Origin of the sequence: Promicromonospora sp. AC04, assembly GCF_003058225.1 — a bacterium.
Taxonomy (GTDB): Bacteria; Actinomycetota; Actinomycetes; order Actinomycetales; family Cellulomonadaceae; genus Promicromonospora.
Window position 1 is genome coordinate 998,442 of sequence record NZ_QBUG01000001.1, and the last position, 21,637, is coordinate 1,020,078.

A 21,637-nucleotide genomic window follows, 5' to 3' on the forward strand; every position below is an offset into this window, starting at 1 on the left:
ATCCCACCCTGACAAGGCCCGCCGACGACGACCCTGGCAGCGGAACTGTGGACAGATCGCCCCAGACGCCCCCTGTGGTCGCACTCGCCGCCGCCCCCCACGGCCCCCACTGCCCGCCGCCGCACCAACTACGTTTCCGCACCCGGTGCCGAACGTAGGAGTGATCGGCGTATGAGCACCCATGCGCCGACGGACCCTACGTTCGACACCGGTGGTCAGCAGAGCAGGCAGTCGTTTACCTGATACCCACAAGGTCGGGCGGGTCAGTGGACTGCACAGTGCCGACGCCATGTGTGGATCCTCCAAACGCGCAGCTCCGGGGTTGGTCTGGTCCCCAGACTTTCTCCCGGGTACCCGGAGGCAGTACATCCGCCCCGCGAGGGAGGGTTACGGTGAGCCGTGCCTAGTTCCAGCCTGCCCCGAACCATCTCGAAGGTGCTCATCGCCAACCGTGGTGAGATCGCCGTCCGCGTGGCCCGTGCATGCGCCGACGCGGGGCTGGCGTCGGTCGCCGTCTACGCCGACCAGGACCGCGAGGCCATGCACGTGCGGCTCGCCGACGAGGCGTTCGCGCTCGGCGGCGCTCGCGCGGCGGACACCTACCTGGACCCGGCCAAGCTGCTCGACGTCGCCCGCCGCTCCGGCGCCGACGCCGTGCACCCGGGCTACGGCTTCCTGTCGGAGAACGCGGAGTTCGCGCAGGCGGTGATCGACGCGGGGCTCACCTGGATCGGCCCGCCGCCGTCGGCCATCGAGGCGCTGGGCGACAAGGTGAGCGCGCGGCACATCGCGCAGCGCGCGGGCGCCCCCCTGGTGCCCGGCACGCCCGACCCCGTCAAGGACGGCGGCGAGGTACGGGCCTTCGCCGAGGAGCACGGGCTGCCGATCGCCATCAAGGCGGCGTTCGGCGGCGGCGGCCGCGGCCTCAAGGTCGCGCGCACGTTCGAGGAGATCGACGAGCTGTTCGACTCGGCGGTCCGCGAGGCGATCGCGGCGTTCGGTCGCGGCGAGTGCTTCGTGGAGCGCTACCTGGACAAGCCGCGCCACGTGGAGACGCAGTGCCTCGCGGACACCCACGGCAACGTCGTGGTGGTCTCGACCCGGGACTGCTCCCTGCAGCGCCGCCACCAGAAGCTGGTCGAGGAGGCGCCCGCGCCGTTCCTCACGCCGGAGCAGGAGAAGTCCCTGTACGCGGCGTCGGAGGCCATCCTGCGCGAGGCCGGCTACGTGGGCGCGGGCACGTGCGAGTTCCTGGTCGGCGCGGACGGCACCATCTCCTTCCTCGAGGTGAACACCCGGCTCCAGGTGGAGCACCCGGTGACCGAGGAGGTCACGGGCATCGACCTGGTGCGCGAGCAGCTGCGCATCGCCGCGGGCGAGGCGCTCGGCTACCACTCCCCGGTCGTGCGCGGGCACTCCATCGAGTTCCGCATCAACGGCGAGGACCCGGCGGCGGGCTTCCTCCCGGCGCCGGGCCGCCTGAACACGATCGTGTGGCCGTCCGGGCCGGGCGTGCGCGTCGACACCGGCGTCGTCGCCGGCGACTCCGTCTCCGGCGCCTTCGACTCCATGATCGCCAAGCTCATCGTCACGGGCGCCACGCGCACCCAGGCGGTCGAGCGGGCCCGCCGCGCGCTGCGCGAGCTCGTGGTCGAGGGCATCCCGACGGTGGTCCCGTTCCACCGCGCCGTGCTCGACGCCGACGCGTTCGTCCCGGCCGACGGCTCACCGTTCCGCGTGCACACCCGCTGGATCGAGACGGAGTTCGCCGAGGAGCTCAAGGCGCTCGCCCCGGCGGCGCCCGCCCCGGAGGCCGAGGTGGAGGAGATGGCCGCCGAGCGGGTGGTGGTCGAGGTGGGCGGACGCCGGCTGGAGGTCGTGCTGCCCGCGGGCCTCGGTGTCGCCGCCGGTCGCGCACGCACCGCGAACGCCGCCCGCCGCCCCGCCCGGCGCAGCGCCGGGGCCAAGGCGTCAGGGGGCTCGGCGGGGAACACGCTGGCCTCCCCCATGCAGGGCACCATCGTCAAGGTGGCGGTCGAGGACGGCGCGCAGGTGGCCGAGGGCGACCTCGTCGTCGTGCTGGAGGCCATGAAGATGGAGCAGCCTATCCTGGCCCACCGCGCGGGCACCGTGCGCTCCCTGACGGCCCAGCCGGGCGCGGGTGTGACGGCGGGCGCCCCGCTCTGCGAGATCGTCGACTGAGTCCACGGCAAAACGGGTCAATGAGGTCGCGATTGATCCGCTAGATTCTGCGACGTGACTCACGTCGTAACCCTCAGCCCCGAAGAGGCCATCGCCCTCGTCCGTCCGCGCAAGACCCTTCCGTCGTTCGTCAGCGAGCTGACCTGCGACGACGGTGCCATGGCCCTGACCGCCGACCTGCGCCGCCTGACCTACGCCCCGCTCCCGGTCAAGATCGCGGCCAAGGCCGTACCGGTCATGCACGGCTCGGCGCAGATCGTCTCGTTCTCGGAGAACGTCGCGGTGCTCCAGGTCGACGCCGACGCGGCCGGCCTGCCGGCCTCGAAGCTGCTCCCGCTGGCCTCGGGCACCATCGCGAAGATGGTGCGGAAGAGCGGCCTGCCCGAGCACTCGGTGCAGTTCCGCAAGGACGGCACCATCTCCCTCGACGTGCGCGCCCTGATGCGCGGCTCGTTCTCCGAGGTGACCGGATTCCGGTTCGAGGGCGGCAACGTCGTCGTCGAGGGCATTCCCTCCTGAGCCGGCCCTGCCCCCGTCGGCTCGCGGCGGACGCCGTCCGCCGCGAGCCGATCCCTGACAGCCCGCGCCCGAACTGACAGACTGACGCCGTGCCGAACGCGACCGAGCCCCCGCCCCATCTCCACCGGCACGGCGGTGACGGCTGGGTGACCTGTGGGGACCACCGGCACTGGGGCCTGTTCGGCGCCGCCGGCCTGCTGCTCGTCCGCCGGGACGCCGACGGCGCGCCATCGCACCTGGTGCTGCAGCACCGCGCGCTGTGGTCCCACATGGGCGGCACCTGGGGCATCCCGGGCGGCGCCCTCGCCCCGGACGAGAAGCCGTCGGCGGGCGCCCTGCGCGAGGCCGCCGAGGAGGCGGCGATCGATCCCGCCGCGGTGCACGTCGTGGGCACGCACGTGCTGGAGCACCCGGTCTGGGCATACACCACGGTGGTGGCCGACGTCGCCCCCGGACACCACATCGAGCCGCGCGCCGCCGACCCCGAGAGCCTGGCGGTGCGCTGGGTGGACCTCAGGGACATCGACGAGCTGACCCTGCTGCCCGCGTTCGGCGAGGCTCTGCCCAGCCTGCTCGAGATGCTGGGTTAGGGTCGAATCGTGCATATCCGGATCGCACCCGAAGAGGTGCTCGGCCTGGCGAGGATCGCCAAGCAGGCCCCGCCCGTCATCAGCTCCGTCGTCGGCGACGGGGACGTGATTCGCGTGGTCGCGGACCTGCGCCGCCTCGAGACCCTGCCCGGCCCGCTCAAGCTGGCCGTGAAGATCGCCCCGATCGTGCGGGCCGACGTCCAGCTGGCCTCCTTCGAGCGGGGCGTCGCGACGCTCTCGGTCGAGGTGAACGCCGCGGGGCTACCGGCACACCGGCTGCTCAGCCTCGCCGCGGCGCCGATCGAGCAGGAGGTCGCGAAGCAGGGCCTGCCGCCTGGTGTCGTCGACGTACAGCCGGACGCGCGGATCGCCGTCGACGTCGAGCGCCTGCTGGAGGCCAAGGTCCCCGGCATCACCGTCTCGAGCGCGAAGGTAGAGGGCGGCCAGATCGTCCTCGAGGCCTCCGTCGCCTGACGGGCCGGACGAGAGCTACTTGCCGACGCGCGCGTCCAGGACGCGCGCACCCTCCGCTATCGAGCCGGACAGCGACGGGTAGATCGTGAACGCGGAGGCCACGTTCTCCACCGTGAGCCGGTGCTGCACGGCCAGCGTGATCGGGAAGATCAGCTCGGACGCGCGCGGCGCCACCACCACGCCGCCGAGCACCACACCCGCCTCGGGATGCGCGAAGAGCTTCACGAACCCGTCCCGGATGCCGAGCATCTTGGCGCGCGGGTTGCGCGCGAGCGGCAGCGTGGTCGTGATGTAGCGGGAGTTCTGCGCGCGCAGCTTCTCCTCGCTGTAGCCGACGGTCGCGATCTCGGGCGCGGTGAAGATGTTCGAGGCGACGATGCGCAGGGCGAGCGGCTGGACGGCGTCGCCCAGGGCGTGCGCCATGGCGATCCGGCCCTGCATGGCGGCCACGGACGCGAGCGGGAGCACGCCGGTGCAGTCGCCGGACGCGTACACGCCGCGCACCGAGGTGCGCGAGACGCGGTCCACTACGACGTGCCCCGTCTCCGAAAGCTGCACCCCGGCCTCCTCGAGCCCGAGGCCCGACGTCGCGGGCACGCCGCCGACCGCCACGAGCACGTGCGAGCCGTGCACCACGCGCCCGTCGGACAGCGTCACCTCGACGCCGTCGTCGGTGCGCACCGCGGAGGCGGCACGCGAGCGGGACAGCACGGTCATGCCCCGGGAGCGGAACACGCCTTCCAGCAGCTCGGCGGCGTCCTCGTCCTCGCCGGGCAGCACCCGGTCGCGGCTGGAGACGAGCACCACGTCCGACCCCAGCGCGTTGTACGCGCCCGCGAACTCGGCGCCCGTGACACCCGAGCCGACCACGATCAGCCGCTCGGGGAGCTCGCGCAGGTTGTACATCTGCGTCCAGGTGAGGATGCGCTCGCCGTCGGGCACGGCGGTGGGCAGGGTGCGCGGCGTGGCGCCCAGCGCGAGGAGGATCGAGTCGGCCGGCAGCACCTCGGTGCTGCCGTCGACCATCTCCGCGACCACGCGCGCCGGGCCGTCCAGGCGGCCCTTGCCTGCGACGATCCGGATCCCCTCACGCTCCAGGCGCCCGCGGATGTCGGCGCTCTGCGCCCGCGCGAGCGCGAGCACGCGCTTGTTCACGGCCTGCAGGTCCACGAAGTGCTTGCGCTTCTCGACGGTCCCGGCGGCGGACGCCGCCGCCTGCACGCCCGCGCCACCCAGCGTGGGGGCGGCGGGTGCTGAGTACGCGCGGACGACGGGGATGCCGCCGGTCGCCAGCGAGACGTCGACGTCGGACAGCGGGTCCACGACCTCGTCGGGCATGCGGATGCCGAGCTCGGGGGCCCGGTCGGCGATGGTCATCCACTCCGCGGTCGCGATGAGCGTCTTCGACGGGACGACGTCGGTCAGGACGGCCGCACCGCCCAGCCCCTGCTGCTCCACCACAGTGACCTGTGCGCCGTGGCTGCGCGCCACGAGCGCTGCCTCGTAGCCACCGGGGCCACCTCCCACGACGACGACATGGGGCGGGACAGCTGCGGGATCGAGGGGGGTCACTGCCCCATTCTCGCATCGTCGAGGGGCGTACTGAATTCGCTGTGCCCCGTGGGCGCGTGCCAGGGAGAAAGTGGCGATAACCTCGGACCATGAGCATGGAGCCAGATCTGGACGACCCGACGACCGACCCCTTCGACGTCGCTGCCGCCGCCGCTGAGTACATCGCGGCCAAGACCGGGGTGCAGGGCCACGACATCGCGCTCGTCCTCGGCTCCGGCTGGGGCGGTGCGGCCGAGCTGATCGGCGACGTCGTCGCGGAGATCCCCACCGCCGAGATCCCTGGTTTCGTGAAGCCCGCCGTCGAGGGCCACCGGTCCACGACGCGGTCGATCCGGATCGAGCGGCCCGACGGCGCGGTGCGGCACGCGCTGGTCCTCGGCTCCCGCACGCACCTCTACGAGGGCCTCGGGATCCGGCGCGTGGCGCACGGCGTCCGCACCGCGGCGGCTGCCGGCTGCGAGACCGTGATCCTCACGAACGGCTGCGGCAGCGTGCACATCGGCTGGCGTCCCGGGCAGGTAGTGCTCATCAAGGACCACCTGAACTTCACCGGGCAGACCCCGCTCGAGGGCGCCAAGTTCGCCGACATGACGGACATCTACACGCCGCGCCTGCGCGAGATCGCCCGGAGCGTGGACCCCGACCTGCCCGAGGGTGTGTACGCACAGTTCCACGGCCCGCAGTACGAGACCCCGGCCGAGGTCAAGATGGCGAGCCTCATGGGCGCCGACCTGGTCGGCATGTCGACGGCTATGGAGGCCGTCGCCGCCCGGCACTGCCGCATGGACGTGCTCGGCATCTCGCTGGCCACCAACCTGGCCGCCGGGATCAGCCCCAACCCGCTCTCCCACGAGGAGGTGCTGGAGGCGGGCCGGGAGGCCGGCCCACGGATCAGCGACCTGCTCGCGCGCGTGATCAAGCAGCTCTGACGTGACCGCCGACCTGCCGACCGCCACCGGGGCCCCTTCGACGGCCGAGCTCGTGGCGCGCGCCGAGGCCTGGATGGCCGCCGACGTCGACGACGCCGACATCGACGAGCTGCGCGACCTCGTCGCCAGGACCAGCGACGACAGCGTGGCTCACCTGGCGGTCGCCGAGCTCGCCGACCGGTTCTCCGGCACCCTCCAGTTCGGCACGGCGGGCCTGCGCGGTGCCATGGCGGCCGGGCCGAACCGGATGAACCGGGCAGTGGTGATCGCGGCAGCCGCCGGGCTGGGCGCCTTCCTCGAGGCGGAGGCCGCGGGCGTGCCCCCGCGTGTGGTGGTCGGCTTCGACGCCCGGCACCGCTCCGCCGCCTTCGCCCGGGACACTGCCGCCGTGCTGGTCGCTGCCGGTGCCGAGGTGCGGCTCATGCCCGCGCCGGGCCCCACCCCGGTCCTCGCGTTCGCGGTGCGGCACCTGTCCGCCGACGCCGGCGTGATGGTCACCGCGAGCCACAACCCAGCGGCCGACAACGGCTACAAGGTCTATCTCGGCGGGCGGGTCGTCGCCGGTGCCGGGCAGGGCGCGCAGATCATCCCGCCGTACGACGCCCGGATCGCCGAGGAGATCGCCCGGGTGGGCCCCGCCAAGGACGTGCCGCGCGCCGAGTCCGGCTGGACCGTCCTCGGTCCGGAGATCACCGACGAGTACCACGCGGCCGTCGCCACGCTGCACGACGGCGAGCCGCGCAACAGGCTGCGCATCGTCACCACGTCGCTGCACGGGGTGGGTGGCGCCGCGATCGCGCGGGTGCTGGCCGAGGCGGGCTTCGCCGACGTCGTGCCCGTGGAGGAGCAGGCCGAGCCCGACCCGGACTTCCCCACCGTGTCCTTTCCCAACCCGGAGGAGCCGGGGGCGATCGACATGGCGCTCGCCCTGGCGCAGGACGCCCACGCGAACCTCGTCATCGCCAACGACCCCGACGCCGACCGCTGCGCCGTCGCCGTGTTCGACCCGCAGTACGGGACGTACCAGGGCGCCGAGACGGCGGGGTCGCAGGGCTGGCGCATGCTGCACGGCGACGAGGTGGGCATGCTGCTCGGCTGGGACGCCGCCGAACGGGCCGCGAACGCCGGTACGGGCGGCAAGCTGGCCTGCTCGATCGTATCGTCGCGCGCGCTGGCCGCCATCGCGGCCCGGCACGGGCTGAGGCACGCCACCACGCTCACCGGCTTCAAGTGGATCTCCCGCGCCCCCGGTCTCGTGTTCGGGTACGAGGAGGCCCTCGGCTACTGCGTGGACCCCGAGCACGTGCGGGACAAGGACGGCCTGTCGGCAGCGGTCGCCGTCGCGCAGCTGGCGAACCGGCTCGCGGGTGAGGGCCGCACCCTCCTGGACCGCCTCGACGACATCGCACGGGCGTGCGGGCTGCACGTCACGGGCCAGGTCTCGGCGCGGTTCGAGGATCTCGCTCGGATCGACACGACGATGACGTGGCTGCGCAACGCGCCGCCGTCGGTCCTGGGGGGCTCCCCCGTGGACTCCGTGCGCGATCTTGCCGAGGGCATGGACGGCCTGCCGCCGACGGACGGTGTGCTGCTGCTCACCGCCGACGACACGCGCGTGATCGTGCGGCCGAGCGGCACCGAGCCCAAGGTCAAGTGCTACATCGAGGTGGTCGCGCCGGTCGACCCGGGGGCCTCGGCGGACGCCCTGTCCGCGGCGCGGGTGGCCGCGCGCGAACGCCTGGCCCGGGTGCAGACGGACCTCAGCTCGGTCCTGGGGCTCTGACCGTCCCCGCCGTCCCCGTCCCTCAGGAGCGGCGGGGACGGCGGAGGAGCAGAGCGACTACTGCACCACTGCGGGCAACAGGTCCATCGTGTCCTGGTTGGCGGCCAGGAAGTCCGGCACCTCGTCCTTCGCCACGGCCTGCATGAGCGGGTCGAACGCCGCACGGTCGAGCACGACTATCGACTGCCCGTCGGCGCTGCGTCCCGTGCCCGTGTAGGGGGCGGTCATGAACGCGATGTCGTTCGTCGAGATCTCCCGGGCGCTGTCGAACAGCTCTTGCATCTTGTCGATGGTGAGCGCCTCGTCCACCGCCACCGAGCTGGTGACCGCCTCGAAGAAGCTCGTCATCTTCAGGGGGTCGCGCCGGTTGTTGTTGACCTTCGCGACGATGGCCCGCATCCAGGCCTGCTGCCGCTGCACGCGGCCGAAGTCGCCGTTGGCCAGGGCGTGCCGCTCGCGCGTGAAGGCGAGCGCCTCCTCACCGGTCATCGCCTGCCGCACCGATCCGCCGGCGCCGTCGGGCACCGTGATCAGGACACCGTCCAGGGCGTCGGTGAGGGTCGTGAAGGACTCGAAGTCGGTCACCGCGAAGTGGTCGATGCGCACCCCGGTCAGGTCCTCGACCGTCTGGATCATCAGGGTGGGCCCCCCGTAGGAGAACGCGGCGTTGATCTTGGCCTCGCCGTAACCGGGGATGGGCACCCAGGAGTCGCGCGGGATCGAGATCGCCGCCGCTGTCTGCCGGTCGGCGGACAGGTGCACGAGCATGATCGCGTCGGTGCGCTGAGCCCCGGCCTCCCACGCCGACGGGTCGCCCGCCGAGATCCGGCTGTCGGAGCCGAGCACCAGGATGTTCACGGGCGCCGTCGGGCCCTCCGCGGGCGCGGCGCTGGGGCGCGTCGAGGGGTCGATCTCGGCGAACGGGTCGAGCCGTTCCACGTTGTCGTCGAGCGACATCCGGTAGCCGAAGTAGGCCGCGGTCGCGCCACCGCCGACGAGCAGGAGCGCGCCGGCGACGACCCCGGCGACGAATCCCTTGCTCCGGCGGGCACGTCGTGCGTGACGTAGGTCTCCGTCGACGGGGTTGGGTACGGCGAGAAGATCGCCCATGCGATCGGGGGCAGCCATGGTCGGTGATCTTAGTGGCGATTCCGACGCAAAAGTCTTCTACTACTCTGTGCCCTGCACCGCAACCGGAGACAGCCCTCAGGGCCGACGAGACGGTGGACCCTGACGAGCCGCCAGACAAAGAGGAGAGTCGCAGTGATCGCCCATGCGAGACGCCAGCAAAACCGCGCGATTCTCCTTGTCACACACCATTTTGCGCCCGAGACGGGGGCACCACAGAGGCGCTGGAGCGCCCTCGCAAACTACCTCATTCCGGTCGGATATCCGGTAATTGTCCTGGCGCCCCCGCCACACTATCCCTCGGGAAAATTCACCGACTCTTCACCCGATCTCGCGCCCGGCTCAGTGACGACAGGAAGCCACGGCGAAAAGATCGTCCGGGTGAATTTCCGCGAACATTCTCATGGGCTCGGCTCGCGTATCGCCGACCAGCTGGTCGCCGCGGTCAGCTCGGTGCTACGCGGCGTGGGGCCAGCGGTCGGCCGGCCGGCAGTCGTCATCGCGACGGTTCCCGGCATCCCGAGCGTCGCCGCCGGCTGGGCGCTCGCCCGCTGGCACCGGGCCCGGCTGGTCGTGGAGATGCGCGACGCCTGGCCCGACCTCATCCAGCCCAGCGGCATCCTGCTGCGCCGGGACCGGCCCGGTGGCCTGCGCCGCCGCCTGCGCGACCTCGCGGCCCGTGTGGTGCATCGCGCAGTCACCCGGCTGCAGTCCAGGGCGGACCTCGTGGTCACCACCACTGCCGCGTTCGCCGAGGTGCTCCGGTCGCGCGGTGTCCGCAACGTCGCGGTGGTGCGCAACGGGACCACGTTCACGCCGGTCCGCGAGCACGCGCCCGTGTCCCTGGCGGGCCGTCCGCTGCGCGCCGTCTACGCGGGCACTGTCGGGCGGTCGCAGGGCCTGGACGTCGTGGTGCGCGCCGCCGCCCTGGTCCAGGAGCGCGGGTACGCGCTGGACGTGCGCATAGTGGGACACGGCAAGGAGCTGGAACCGCTGCAGCTCCTGGCGGCCGAGCTCGGCGCGCCGGTCCGGGTGGAGCCTTCCGTGCCGTCGACCCAGGTGCGCGACCTGTACGCGTGGGCCGACACCGCCGTCGTCTCCCTGCAGGACTGGGAACCGTTCGAGTGGACGGTCCCGTCCAAGCTGTACGAGGTCATGGCCTCCGGCGTCGTCGCCTCCGCGTGCCTAGCGGGCGAGGCGGCCGACCTGGTCACCACGAACGGCGCGGGCGCCGTCGTGCGCCCCGGCGACGTCGAGGGTCTGGCCGACCTGTGGTGCGGCTGGCTGGCCGACGGCGTCGTGCCCGCCGCATCGCCCGACGCCGCCGCCTGGGTGGCGGAGCACGCGAGCGACGCGGTGCTGGGCCACCGGTACACCGAGCTGCTCGACGAGCTGCTCCCGCACCCGCTGTTCCGTGCGGGCACCGATCAGGGGTCGCGGTACTGATGGCACTACCGACGCAGCGCGCGGGCGAGCTCACGCGCAACCTCCGCTACACCACGTCCTTCGTGGCCCGGACGCTCGTGGAAGACCCCCTGTGGCTTGCCGTCCAGGCCGCCCGGCGCGCGCCCGAACGGCTGCGCCGGCCGCTCGTGCGGGCCCTCGGCGCCGCGCCGACGCCGTCCGCCCCGCACGCGCTCGGCCGGATGCTGGCGGGCGACCCCGCGGGTGCCGCGGACGAGGCGGAGCGGCTGCTGGCCCGGCGCGACGGCCGTGGCCTGCGGGTCGCGGCGGAAGTCGCGGTGGCGGTGGGCCGCCCCGAGCTGGTCGACGGCGTCGATGGGGCCGGTCCCGCGCGCTACCGTGCCGCCTGGCTGCTGGGCGACGTCGACTCGATCGGGCCGGACGCCCCGGCCGGGCTGCGCACCCAGGTCTCCGAGCTGCGGCCCGAGCCACAGCGCGCGGCACCTGAACCTCGTCCTGGCGCCGCATCCGGCGACGCCGTCGGGGCGCGGACCGGCGCGGACCGCGGGCGGGCCGTCACCGTCCTGCACCACCTCACCAACTCGTTGCCCCACACGCAGAGCGGCTACACGCTGCGCTCGCACGCGATCCTGGTGGCGCAGCGCGCCCACGGGCTCGCCGCGTCGGCGACGACGCGCCCCGGCTACCCCCTGACCATCGGGTCGCTCGCCGCGCGCGGGACAGACGTCGTGGACGGCGTCCCCTACCGCCGGCTGATCCCGGGCCGCGCGTTGTCCGACCCCGCGCTCCGCGCCACCCAGGAGACCGACCTGCTGGTCGAGGCCGCCCGGCAGGCGAGGGCGGACGTGCTGCACACCACTACGCCGTCGGCCGTCGGGACGCTGGCCCGCGCGGCGGCGCGGCAGCTCGGGATCCCGTGGGTCTACGAGGTCCGCGGCCTGCCCGAGGAGACCTGGGTGGCCGCACACGGCACGACGGCGGCGCGCGACCGGGCGGCGGCGTCCGGCCGGCGGGCGCTGATGCGCGCGAAGGAGACCGAGCTCGCGCTCACCGCCGACGCCGTGGTGACGCTCAGCGGGACCATGCGCGACGAGCTCGTCAGCCGCGGCGTGCCCGCGGACCACATCACTGTGGTGTCGAACGCCGTGCCGGACGCCCTGCTCACCGCCCAGCACCCGACGCCGGAGGCGGCGCGCGCCACGCTGGGGCTGCCGGCGGGACCCGCGATCGGGACGGTGAGCAGCCTGGTCGACTACGAGGGCCTGGAGACCGTGGTCCGCACGGTCGCCACGCTCCGCGCCCGCGGCCACGACGTGACGGGTCTCCTGGTGGGCGACGGCGTCTCGCGGCCCGGGCTGGCGCGCCTCGCACGCGAGCTGGGCGTGGCCGACCACGTGCTGCTCCCCGGGCGGGTGCCGCCCGGCGCCGCACTGACCTGGCTGGCCGCGCTCGACGTCGTGCTGGTGCCCCGGCGTGACCACCAGGTCACCCGCCTGGTGACGCCGCTCAAACCCGTCGAGGCCATGGCCGTGGGGCGCCCGGTGGTCGCGAGCGCGCTGCCCGCGCTCGTCGAGGCAGTGGGCGGCGCGGGGCGGCACGTCGATGCCGACGACATGGAGGGCTGGGCCGAGACCGTCGGCTCTCTCCTGGACGACGCCGGACGGCGTGCCGAGCTGGTCGAGCTGGGCCGCAAGGTGGCCGCTGAGAGGACATGGGTGAGAAACGCGGAGACGTATCTGGGCGTCTACCGGGGGTGCCTGGGGGTGGCGGCATGAGCGGACCCGAGACCGGGTCGTACACGGCGCTGTTCGAGGCGTCACCGACGACCACGAAGCTGGTGACGCTCGGCAACCTGTCCCGAGTGGGGGCGCGGCCCCCGCTGGGGCAGTACGTGCGGCTGCTGTGGGCGCGCCGGCACTTCCTGTGGGCCGACGCGCGGGCGAAGGTCACGAGCGGGACCCGGCAGAGTCTGCTGGGCAACGCGTGGATGGTGCTGAACCCGCTGCTCAACGGGCTCGCGTACTACCTGATCTTCGGCCTGCTGATGAAGAACGCGCGGGGCATCGACAACTTCATCGGGTACCTGCTGATCGGCGTGTTCCTGTTCCAGTTCACCACCCAGTCGATCAACGGTGGTGCGCGCTCCGTGCAGTCCGGCAAGAACCTGATCCGGGCCTTCACGTTCCCGCGCGCGGCGCTGCCGATCTCCGTGGTGCTGCGCAACGTGCTCAACCTTGGTCCCACGCTGGTGACCCTGGCCGCGCTGATCTACTTCGTGCCCCCGGCCGAGGAGTACACCTGGCGCATCGCGCTGGTGGCCGCCGCTCTGGCGCTCCAGGTCATGTTCACCACGGGGCTGTCGCTCCTGGTGGCCCGGTGGGCGGCGGCGCTGCCGGACATCCAGAACCTCATCGGCATGGTGATGCGCATCTGGCTGTACGGGTCGGCGGTGTTCTTCTCGTTCGACCGCCTGCTGGTCGACAACCCCGACCTGAAGGTGTGGCTCGAGGCGAACCCGATGTTCATCGTGCTGGACATCGTGCGGGACTGCGTCCTGTACGCCACCACGCCCGACCCGATGCGCTGGGTATGGCTCGGCGGCTGGGCCGTCGGCACGCTGGTGGTCGGGTTCGTCACCTTCTGGCGGGCGGAGGAGACCTATGGCCGCTGACCTCGACTACCCGATGCCGCCGCCGCTCCGCCAGAACGGCCCCGCTTCGATCCCGGTGCCGGTCCAGCACCCGCTCACGGGGGCGATACCGATGTCGGTACAGGCCCCGCCGCACACCGGCCAGATCGCCGCCGTCGGGCAGCGGTCGGGGGGCACCCCCGTGCTGTGGCCCACGGTGGCGGTGCAGGGCCTGCGCATGTTCTACCGGACCCCGTCGACGGACACGACCCACGGTCGCCGCGCCAAGCTGAAGCGCGCGGTGCTCAACGCCATGGGCCAGGAGCCCAAGGTGACGGTGCGCGCCCTGACGGACATCTCGTTCGTCGCGAACTCCGGCGAGCAGATCGGCCTGGTGGGCCAGAACGGCTCCGGCAAGAGCACCCTCCTGCGGATCATCGCCGGCCTGGAGAAGCCCACCAAGGGTCAGGTGCTGGCCGAGAGCACGCCCGTGCTCATCGGCGTGAACGCCGCCCTGGTCCCCGACCTGCCCGGCGAGGAGAACGTGCGCCTCGGCTGCCTGGCCATGGGCCTGTCCCCCGCTGAGGCGAAGGCCGCCATGCCCGACGTCATCGAGCTGGCCGGCCTGGGCAAGTCGATCTACCTGCCCATGCGCACCTACTCCTCCGGCATGGCGGCGCGCCTGCGCTTCGCCATCGCGACGGCGGCGCGTCCGCACATCCTGCTCATCGACGAGGCCCTGGCCACCGGCGACGCCGCGTTCAAGGAGCGCAGCGAGGCCCGCATGCAGAAGCTGCGGGAGCAGGCGGGCACGGTGTTCCTGGTCAGCCACGCGGCGCAGACCATCGAGGAGTCGTGCACGCGCGCCATCTGGCTGCACCACGGCCGCCTGGTGCTCGACGGCGAGGCGCAGGACGTCGCCGTCCGCTACCGCAAGTGGGCTTGGGCCCACGCGAAGGACAAGCCCGAAGAGGCCAAGCGGGTCCTCGAGGACGCGTTCGCCGAACGGCGGGAGACCGAGGTGCGGTTCGACGCCCCCGAGCCGCCCAAGGGACGCGTGCGCGAGCGGCACGCCCGGCCCACGGGTCGCGACGCCAAGCAGGCCAGGGCAGCGGCCGCGCGCACCGCCGCCCGGCTGGCCGGGACGGACGGCCCATGACCCGCCCCCTCGTCATGACGATCTACGGGACCCGTCCCGAAGCCATCAAGGTCGCCCCCGTCATCACGGCGCTCGAGGCCGACGACCGGTTCGACTCGCTGACCGTCGTCACCGGCCAGCACCGGGAGATGCTCGACCAGGTCAACGACGTCTTCGGCATAGTGCCCGACCACGACCTGGACGTCATGAGCCACGGTCAGACGCTCGGGCAGATCTTCGCGCGCGTCATGTCCCGGCTCGACCCGATCCTGGAGGCCCGCCGGCCCGACGCCGTCATCGTGCAGGGCGACACATCGACGTCGACGGCCGCCGCGCTCGCCGCGTTCTACCGGCAGATCCCGGTGGTCCACCTGGAGGCGGGCCTGCGCAGCGGCGACATCGCATCGCCGTTCCCGGAGGAGGCGAACCGGAAGATCACCTCCCAGATCGCCGCCCTGCACCTCGCGCCGACCCTGCGGAGCCTGGCCAACCTCGTGGCCGAAGGGGTCCAGCTCGAGAACATCGTCGTGACCGGCAACACGGTCATCGACGCGCTGCACCTCGCCGTCGAGCACCGGACGGCGTTCACGGACCCGGCCGTCGAGCGCGTCGCGGCGTCGGGACGCCGGATCGTGCTGGTGACCACGCACCGCCGGGAGAACTGGGGAGCTGCGATGGAGGGCGTCGGCCGCGCCCTGGCGCGGATCGCCGAGCGGTTCCCCGACGTGGAGATCGTGCTGCCGGTGCACCGCAACCCGGTGGTGCGCGACGCCGTGCTGCCGCACCTCGACGGACTGCCGAACGTGACGGTGACCGAGCCGCTCGGTTACGGCGAGTTCACGCACCTGCTCTCGGTGTCGACAATGGTGCTCACGGACTCCGGAGGGCTCCAGGAGGAGGCGCCGAGCCTCGGCAAACCGGTCCTGGTGATGCGCGACAACACGGAGCGGCCCGAGGCGGTCGAGGCCGGCACCGCCCGGCTGATCGGCACCGCCGAGGAACGCATAGTGGCCGAGGTGCACCGCCTGCTGACGAACGACGCCGCCTACGCGGCCATGGCGCAGGCGGTCAACCCGTACGGCGACGGGCGCAGCGCCGGCCGCGTGCTGGACGCGACGGCGCGCATGCTCGCACCCGCGCTGCCCGACACGCTGCCGGACCTTGACCTGGACGAAGAATTCACGGCCGCTACAGCAGAGGGTGGAGTATGAGCAAGACCAGGGTCTTCATCTACGGTTCGTGCGTGTCACGGGACACGTTCGAGCACCTCGACCCCGACCTGTTCCAGCTCGTCGAGTACGTGGCACGGCAGTCGATCCTCAGTGCGACCACCCATCCCGTCGAGGCGATGGCTCCGCCGACGCTCGAGTCTGCATTCCAGCAGCGGATGATCACCGGCGACTTCCGGTCGAGCCTGCGGCCGTCGTTCGTGCAGCGCGCGGGCGAGATCGATGTGCTGCTGATCGACCTGACCGACGAGCGGCTCGGCGCCTACCTGCTGCCGGACGGCACCGTGGTGACCCGGTCCGTCGAGCTCATCGAGTCCGGTGCGGAGCGTTTGCTGCCGCAGGGCTCCCACCACCTGGCGTTCGGCACACAGCAGCACTACGAGTACTGGTCCGGGGCCGTCCGGGCGCTGGGCGACGCCATCCGCAAGACGCTGCCGCAGGTCACCGTCGCGCTCCTCGACATCCCGTGGGCGGAACGGTCCGAGAACGGCGGGCCGACGCCGGACTCGTTCGGGGTGAGCGCGGCGGACGCGAACCCCGTCCTGCGGTCCTACGTCGAGGTCGCGGCGCAGGCTCTCGGTGCCCACGTGATCTCGCTGGACCCCGCCGAGGTCCTGTCCGGGCCGCACCACCCTTGGGGCGAGGCGCCGTTCCACTACGCCGAGAAGGTGTACCTGGACGTGGTGCGCCGGCTGACCGGGATCGAGGGCCGGGAGGTGTGGGGGCCGGGAGCTCAAGCGCCGTCGGGGGCGCAGGCCTCGGTCCCGAGCGCGCCGACGCGCGCGACGCGCGTGTCGGTGCACGAGCGCCGGGCGCCGGGCGGGACCGGCCAGCAGGCCCAGGCGCCGAGCCAGCAGGCGCCGGGCCAGCCGCTCCGCCGGCTCGAGGGCGGCCCGAACTTCCTGATCGCGGGTACGCAGCGCGGTGGGACCCAGTGGCTGCAGCACCAGCTCAACCGCCATCCGCAGCTCCATGTGGCCAAGGACTCCACCCCGTTCTTCAGCCAGCCCGGACGGCTCACCAAGGAGGACGAGATCCTCAAGTTCCTCAAGCCCTTCGCGAACGGCAAGAAGCCGCTGCTGGGCCACCGCTCACCGGGATACTTCTGGGTCGCCGACCCGAAGAGCAAGTTCTCGACGCCACGGAAGCAGGGCACGGCTGCTGCGATCCGGGACATGCTGGATCCGAGCGCACCGGTCCTGCTCAGCCTGCGCAACCCCGTCGAACGCGCGATCTCGGCCTACTGGCGACACTTCTCGAACGCCGACATCGAGCTGGGCGCCGGAATCTTCCAGACCCCGGCCCGGCTGGGAATCGTCGACCGCGGTTTCTACCGACGGCACTACGAGGACTGGGCCCGCACGCTCGGCCCGGAACGCCTGCACCTGCTCGTCTTCGACGACCTTGTCGAACGTCCGCGCAAGTACCTGCAGGAGGCACTCGGCGCCCTGCGTGTCGCTGACGCACCGGAGTTCTGGGGGTCTCTCAAGCCCAAGGTCAAGATCGGCAACGTGGGCTGGCTCCCGCAGTTCAAGAAGCAGAGCCCCATCACCGCTCAGGAGATCGCGGCGCTCCACGCGCTCTACGCGGACGACATCCGATTCATGGAGGAAATACTCGGCCGCAAGCTGCCGAAATGGCACAACGTCGGTCATCTCGTCAAGCAATACACCGCCGAAGGAAAGTAGACCCTTGTACGACTCAGCCGCCGCGCGCGACCCTCTCGGTTGCATCTTCATCGTCACGTACGGGCGATCCGGTTCGACCCTGCTCCAGGGGGTCCTCAACTCGATCCCCGGCTACGTGATCCGCGGCGAGAACGGCGATTCCCTGTACAGCCTGTTCGCGTACTTCAACACGCTCGACAAGGCGCATCGCGAGCACACCGATCCGAAGAAAAAGGTTCCGGACACACCGTCGCACCCGTGGTTCGGGATTCATCAGTTCTCGGACGAGACGACTCTCGCGCTGTTGCGGTCACTCGTCCTGGCGTCTCTGCTGCAGCCCCCGGCGGGAACCCGCGTGACGGGTTTCAAGGAGATCCGGTGGGTTCACTCCAACTGGCGGACCTACGCCGAATTCCTGATCCGCCTCTTTCCTCGAGCGCGGTTCGTCGTCAATACCCGTGACCACGCCGACGTGCTCGCGAGCAAGTGGTGGAAGGGCCGCGAGAACGGACCCGCGATCCTTGACCGGGCTGAAGCTCAGTTCTCCGAGCTCGAGGCCGCCTACCCCGATCGCACCTACCGCGTTCACTACAACGACTATGTCGCCGACCCTGGCACGCTCGAGGGGCTCTTCGAGTGGCTCGGCGAGCCGTTCGACAAGGACAGCGTGAATGACGTCTTCACCCGCAAGCACTCCTACTGATACTGAGGTCGAGCCCGTCCCGGCCGGTGCTCGGCTGCTGCACATCGGCCTCCCGAAGACCGGCTCGACAGCGCTGCAACATGCGGCTTCGCGGCTCAAGAAGCGGCTCCGCGAAGAGGGCGTCATCTACCCGGGAAAGGGCGAGAACCACCACAAGGGAACCTCATGGCTCGCCGGGCTGAAGGTCGGATACCTGCCCGATCCGACGCCACAAGAACTGTGGTGGCTCAACCTCAAGCGGGAGCTCGACCGGCACGAGTCCAGGCGTGGGCTCATCTCGTTCGAGATGATCTGTACGACGAACCTGGACGGGGCGCATCGAACGGTCGACGCGCTCGGCGACGGCGGGCGCATTCCGGTACATGTCACGCTGGTCCTGCGTAACTTCGGTACCTTCGTGCCGTCCTACTGGCAGGAGAGTCTCAAACGCGGAAATACCGAGTCGCTGGACACGTACCTCCGGCGGGTGCTCAAGGATCCGGCCACCGTGGAGGCCTCCGGCGCCTTTCACCGGCGTGACGGCTACGGCCTTCTCGAACGGTGGTCCGCCGCGGTCGGCCCCGAGAACATCACCGTCATCGTGCTCGACAAGGCACGACCCACGCGCCTGTTCGACACCTTCGAGTCCATGCTCGGCCTCCCCGACGGGATGCTGCGGTCGGAGCCCCCGGTCGGAGCCGGAGCGAACCGCGGCATGTCCGCGGCGGAGGCGGCTCTCGTCCACCGGCTCAACGAGCAGATCGTCGGCGAGTGGCGTGCCGCACCGCCCGAACATCGGAACCTCGTGCACAACGGCGTCGTCAACCGCCTGCTGTCCAGCCGCGAACCGGCAGAGTCCGAGGGCAGGCTGAGAATCCCTGGCTGGGCTGCCCAGTCCTGCGTCGAGGCAGGGAGAATCCTGGCCGACAGCGTGCGCTCGACGGGTGTACGGGTTGTCGGAGACCTGGCGGAGCTGGAGCGTCCGGTACCCACCGCCGACGACGAGTCGCTCGCGGCCCCCGACGTCGTCCCCTTCGACTTCGCGGTCGAGGCACTGCTCGGCATGTTCGCACGTGCGACCGGCTGGAACGCGGACCACACGAAGCCGCTGGCACAACCGGATACGCACCAGTCGCGCCAGTGACCTGAGGGGACCGACCGCGCGTCCGGTCGGCCCCTCGGGTCAGCACAGCTCTTGCGCGCCCTCGTAGACGCCGATGACGGCTTGCAGAGCGAGCTCGCTCGGGATCCGGTCCGACCGGCCGGTCCGAGCCGTCACGGGAACGGCGCCGGCGGCCCGCGCGCCGAGAATCCGCCGGACGGCCGACGAGCGCAGCCGGCGCACGTCGGCGTCGTCAAGACCTCCAGCGCCCGTCAGGTGCTCGTCGAGGGCGACGAGGAACTCGACCTCGGCCGCACTCAGCCCGTGGTCTCCGGTGCTTCCGTCCGCCGCGAGGCGCGCGACCACGCCGTCGGTCTCGCTCGCCAGCGGGTCCACCACCGGTGCGTCGTGCGTCGTGGGGGCCTCCGCTCCTGCCCCGCGGAGCCGAACGACGCGTCGCGCCAGGCCGCGAGCCGCGACCAGGGCGAGGTCGCTCGGCACCTCCTCGGGGAAGGGCGCCGGGTCGCCGACCCGTCCCGCCGCGGCGAGATCGGAGAGGTCACCGACCACGCGGACGCCGGCGGACTCGATCTGTTCGGCGATCCGGTTCGCGGCGGTCGCCGCGCGTCTGGTAACCCATTCCGGTACCCGAAGCGAGGGCTCGTCCGTCCGCCGCGGCCGTTCCGCGATCACGGCGTTCACCGCGCCGCCGTGGAAGAGTCCGCGCCGGGCTCGGGACCCTGTCTCCCGAAAGATCCGCTCCGCGGCCTGCCTGAAGAACTCGGTCTCGACCGCGCTCATGCTCGAGTTGGCGCTGACCCGCTCCAGCGTCCCGCGGCGCTGGCCGAGCAGGTCCTCGAAGACCCGGAAGATGTGGTCGCGGTCCGTGGGGTCGAGCACGACCACCGTCATGTTCTCCGGGCCGAAGGCGTCCGCCCACCGCCCCACGAGGTTCGTGCCGTCGCTCTCGTCGAAGACGTCGCCGCCGGGCATGTGCAGCATCGACAGGTCCCGGAACGCATCGTCCAGCCACGCGTCGAGGGACCCGAACTCTCCGTTCTTGACTCGCTGCTGCCACATGGACAGGAGCATCCCGGGCAGCGGCCGGAGGGTCAGCACGACGTGGGTCGGCATCGTGAACGCCTCCCGGACCGGCACGATGTCGCGAGCGCCGGCGGTCGAGAATGCCTCGCTGCTCACGAGGGCGTAGTCGCGTTCGTTGTTCACGAGCTGCTTCAGGATGCCCGTCGCCCAGTGGGCAGGTGCGCGCTCCGCGAGCCAGGGTTCCTTGCGGTACCCGAGCAGGGACCTCGCGAACCGGCGGTGGTTCTCGTACCGGCCCGGATACATCACACCGTCTTCGCGGAGCCGCCCGCGCGAGGCGGCCGCCGACTGCTGGAGCGACGTCGTACCGGTCTTGGGCGCGCCGATGTGGAGCAGCGTGGTGCCGCGGGGCAGTGCACCGACCTCGGTCACGGCGGTCTCGGGCCTGCGATCTTCGGCGGTCATCTCGGCAGCAGCTCCGCGAAGTCCACGGCCATGTCGTGCATCGTGTAGGACGCCGCGAACTGCTCGGCGGCCCGTGCCCTGGCACCGCCTCGCCGGTCCAGGCCGCGTTCGATGGCCTCGGCCAACGCGTCCACCCGCGATGCGGCGTCGACGTCGAAGAACTCCACCCACTGCTCGTCGCCGTACTCGGCGAGCAGGTGCGGTTCGCCAGGCACCACGCAGGGAACGCCGAGTGTCGCGGCCAGGAGCATGCTCCCCGAGTTCAGGATCCGCGTGTACGGCAGCGCGAACAGGTCACAGGCAGAGGCCCAGGTGACCACCTCGTCGTCGGTCAGCTGTCCGTGGCGCCGGTGCACCGTGACGTTTCCCGGCATCGCCTCCTCGATCTCCGCCATCGCCTCCGGAGTGGTGCCACCGGCCAGCAGCATCGAGACCCGGGGATTGCGTTCGGCGAGCCGGCCGGCCGCCCTCAGCAGGTCTCCGACGCCCTTGTACGGACGGATCCCGCCCACGATCCCGACCACCAGGTCGCCGGGAGGGATGGTGCCGATCCTGCTCCGCGCCGCTCGACGCCCTGGCGACGGCTCGTAGACGCCCCAGTAGCTCGCGTGCCGCACATGGCGCACCTTCTCGGCCGGGAGCCCGTAGTACTCGGACACCACGCGGGGGGTCTGCGTGTTGAGGACGACGATCCGCGACGACCGGCGGCCGAGCACCTTCGCGAGCTCGACCTCCTCGGCGTGGTAGTCCGTGTCGTGGGAGATGGTGTTGTGCACGGTCCAGAAGACGTTCACGCCACGAGAACGGGCACCGGCCAGCGCGCTGTCGAGCCGCGCGATGCGCGAGCGGAGCTCCGCCGCGTCCTTCACGTGCTCGGCGACCGGGCTCGTCCAGTGGATGTGCATGATGTCGCCGGCCTCGAGCACCGCGAGCTCGTTCAGCAGCTCGTGGTAGCGCCACTTCCCGTCGACGCGCCAGCCTCTCGCCCGAGCCTCCATGTAGAGCATGTTCAGGTAGGGGTTCGTGGTCCAGTAGGGGAACACGCTGATCCGCGCCACG

18 protein-coding genes are annotated in these 21,637 nt (G+C 71.8%); 14 read left to right on the plus strand and 4 right to left on the minus strand.

Going from position 1 to position 21,637, the window contains the following annotated elements:
• Positions 1 to 399 precede the first annotated feature (399 nt).
• From C8K30_RS04340 to C8K30_RS04355, 4 genes are all read left to right on the plus strand, one after another.
• Positions 400 to 2,202 (plus strand): biotin carboxylase N-terminal domain-containing protein, encoded by a 1,803-nt coding sequence (locus C8K30_RS04340; RefSeq protein WP_369939259.1) that lies wholly within the window; start codon positions 400 to 402, stop codon positions 2,200 to 2,202.
• Between the two features lie 54 nt (positions 2,203 to 2,256).
• Positions 2,257 to 2,721 (plus strand): hypothetical protein, encoded by a 465-nt coding sequence (locus C8K30_RS04345; RefSeq protein ID WP_108491602.1) that lies wholly within the window; start codon positions 2,257 to 2,259, stop codon positions 2,719 to 2,721.
• A gap of 89 nt (positions 2,722 to 2,810) precedes the next feature.
• On the plus strand, positions 2,811 to 3,311 hold the full coding sequence (locus C8K30_RS04350) for an NUDIX domain-containing protein (protein WP_108491603.1): 501 nt from the start codon (positions 2,811 to 2,813) through the stop codon (positions 3,309 to 3,311).
• A gap of 9 nt (positions 3,312 to 3,320) precedes the next feature.
• Positions 3,321 to 3,785 carry a hypothetical protein gene (locus C8K30_RS04355; RefSeq protein ID WP_233256960.1) on the plus strand — a complete coding sequence of 155 codons (465 nt, stop codon included), beginning with the start codon at positions 3,321 to 3,323 and terminating at the stop codon, positions 3,783 to 3,785.
• A gap of 15 nt (positions 3,786 to 3,800) precedes the next feature.
• Here the strand turns inward: C8K30_RS04355 and C8K30_RS04360 are convergent, their stop codons facing one another.
• Positions 3,801 to 5,357 carry an NAD(P)H-quinone dehydrogenase gene (locus C8K30_RS04360; protein WP_233256961.1) on the minus strand — a complete coding sequence of 519 codons (1,557 nt, stop codon included), beginning with the start codon at positions 5,355 to 5,357 and terminating at the stop codon, positions 3,801 to 3,803.
• 89 nt (positions 5,358 to 5,446) lie between these two features.
• Here C8K30_RS04360 and C8K30_RS04365 point away from each other — a divergent pair, with 89 nt between their 5' ends.
• Complete coding sequence (locus tag C8K30_RS04365) at positions 5,447 to 6,286, plus strand: purine-nucleoside phosphorylase (RefSeq protein ID WP_108491605.1); 840 nt, start codon at positions 5,447 to 5,449, stop codon at positions 6,284 to 6,286.
• A gap of 73 nt (positions 6,287 to 6,359) precedes the next feature.
• On the plus strand, positions 6,360 to 8,069 hold the full coding sequence (locus C8K30_RS04370) for a phospho-sugar mutase (RefSeq protein WP_108491915.1): 1,710 nt from the start codon (positions 6,360 to 6,362) through the stop codon (positions 8,067 to 8,069).
• Between the two features lie 57 nt (positions 8,070 to 8,126).
• Here C8K30_RS04370 and C8K30_RS04375 read toward each other — a convergent pair whose 3' ends face one another.
• Positions 8,127 to 9,197: an LCP family protein gene (locus C8K30_RS04375; RefSeq protein ID WP_233256962.1), complete on the minus strand. Its 1,071-nt coding sequence runs from the start codon at positions 9,195 to 9,197 to the stop codon at positions 8,127 to 8,129.
• Positions 9,198 to 9,332: 135 nt separating this feature from the next.
• Between C8K30_RS04375 and C8K30_RS04380 the strand changes: the two genes are divergently transcribed.
• The 8 genes from C8K30_RS04380 to C8K30_RS04415 are packed head-to-tail and all read left to right on the plus strand — an operon-like array spanning position 9,333 to position 19,111.
• Positions 9,333 to 10,643 (plus strand): glycosyltransferase family 4 protein, encoded by a 1,311-nt coding sequence (locus tag C8K30_RS04380; protein WP_233256963.1) that lies wholly within the window; start codon positions 9,333 to 9,335, stop codon positions 10,641 to 10,643.
• Positions 10,643 to 12,397: a glycosyltransferase gene (locus C8K30_RS04385; RefSeq protein WP_108491607.1), complete on the plus strand. Its 1,755-nt coding sequence runs from the start codon at positions 10,643 to 10,645 to the stop codon at positions 12,395 to 12,397. Before C8K30_RS04380 ends, C8K30_RS04385 begins: the two co-directional genes overlap by 1 nt.
• Positions 12,394 to 13,293, plus strand: a complete 900-nt coding sequence (locus C8K30_RS04390; RefSeq protein ID WP_108491608.1) for an ABC transporter permease — start codon at positions 12,394 to 12,396, stop codon at positions 13,291 to 13,293. The genes C8K30_RS04385 and C8K30_RS04390 overlap by 4 nt, the downstream gene beginning before the upstream one ends.
• A complete protein-coding gene (locus C8K30_RS04395) occupies positions 13,283 to 14,410 on the plus strand; it encodes an ABC transporter ATP-binding protein (RefSeq protein ID WP_108491609.1) in 1,128 nt (375 codons plus the stop codon). The genes C8K30_RS04390 and C8K30_RS04395 overlap by 11 nt, the downstream gene beginning before the upstream one ends.
• Entirely contained in the window at positions 14,407 to 15,600 is a 1,194-nt protein-coding gene (wecB, locus tag C8K30_RS04400; RefSeq protein WP_233256964.1) for a non-hydrolyzing UDP-N-acetylglucosamine 2-epimerase, read from the plus strand. Before C8K30_RS04395 ends, wecB begins: the two co-directional genes overlap by 4 nt.
• Positions 15,597 to 17,306, plus strand: a complete 1,710-nt coding sequence (locus C8K30_RS04405; protein ID WP_108491610.1) for a DUF6270 domain-containing protein — start codon at positions 15,597 to 15,599, stop codon at positions 17,304 to 17,306. The genes wecB and C8K30_RS04405 overlap by 4 nt, the downstream gene beginning before the upstream one ends.
• 4 nt (positions 17,307 to 17,310) lie before the next feature.
• Positions 17,311 to 17,988 carry a sulfotransferase gene (locus tag C8K30_RS04410; protein WP_158280929.1) on the plus strand — a complete coding sequence of 226 codons (678 nt, stop codon included), beginning with the start codon at positions 17,311 to 17,313 and terminating at the stop codon, positions 17,986 to 17,988.
• Entirely contained in the window at positions 17,957 to 19,111 is a 1,155-nt protein-coding gene (locus C8K30_RS04415; RefSeq protein WP_108491611.1) for a hypothetical protein, read from the plus strand. The genes C8K30_RS04410 and C8K30_RS04415 overlap by 32 nt, the downstream gene beginning before the upstream one ends.
• 39 nt (positions 19,112 to 19,150) lie before the next feature.
• Here the strand turns inward: C8K30_RS04415 and C8K30_RS04420 are convergent, their stop codons facing one another.
• Positions 19,151 to 20,578: a hypothetical protein gene (locus C8K30_RS04420; protein ID WP_108491612.1), complete on the minus strand. Its 1,428-nt coding sequence runs from the start codon at positions 20,576 to 20,578 to the stop codon at positions 19,151 to 19,153.
• On the minus strand, positions 20,575 to 21,636 hold the full coding sequence (locus tag C8K30_RS04425) for a glycosyltransferase (protein ID WP_108491613.1): 1,062 nt from the start codon (positions 21,634 to 21,636) through the stop codon (positions 20,575 to 20,577). The genes C8K30_RS04420 and C8K30_RS04425 overlap by 4 nt, the downstream gene beginning before the upstream one ends.
• Between the last annotated feature and the right edge of the window lies 1 nt (position 21,637).

Excerpts from the sequence above, each read along its gene's own strand:
- C8K30_RS04365 (WP_108491605.1), top strand. The coding sequence starts at position 5,447 with ATGAGCATGGAGCCAGATCTGGACGACCCGACGACCGACCCCTTCGAC.
- C8K30_RS04370 (WP_108491915.1), top strand. The coding sequence starts at position 6,360 with ATGGCCGCCGACGTCGACGACGCCGACATCGACGAGCTGCGCGACCTC.
- C8K30_RS04375 (WP_233256962.1), bottom strand. The coding sequence starts at position 9,197 with ATGGCTGCCCCCGATCGCATGGGCGATCTTCTCGCCGTACCCAACCCC.
- C8K30_RS04385 (WP_108491607.1), top strand. The coding sequence starts at position 10,643 with ATGGCACTACCGACGCAGCGCGCGGGCGAGCTCACGCGCAACCTCCGC.
- C8K30_RS04390 (WP_108491608.1), top strand. The coding sequence starts at position 12,394 with ATGAGCGGACCCGAGACCGGGTCGTACACGGCGCTGTTCGAGGCGTCA.
- C8K30_RS04395 (WP_108491609.1), top strand. The coding sequence starts at position 13,283 with ATGGCCGCTGACCTCGACTACCCGATGCCGCCGCCGCTCCGCCAGAAC.
- wecB (WP_233256964.1), top strand. The coding sequence starts at position 14,407 with ATGACCCGCCCCCTCGTCATGACGATCTACGGGACCCGTCCCGAAGCC.
- C8K30_RS04405 (WP_108491610.1), top strand. The coding sequence starts at position 15,597 with ATGAGCAAGACCAGGGTCTTCATCTACGGTTCGTGCGTGTCACGGGAC.
- C8K30_RS04415 (WP_108491611.1), top strand. The coding sequence starts at position 17,957 with ATGACGTCTTCACCCGCAAGCACTCCTACTGATACTGAGGTCGAGCCC.
- C8K30_RS04420 (WP_108491612.1), bottom strand. The coding sequence starts at position 20,578 with ATGACCGCCGAAGATCGCAGGCCCGAGACCGCCGTGACCGAGGTCGGT.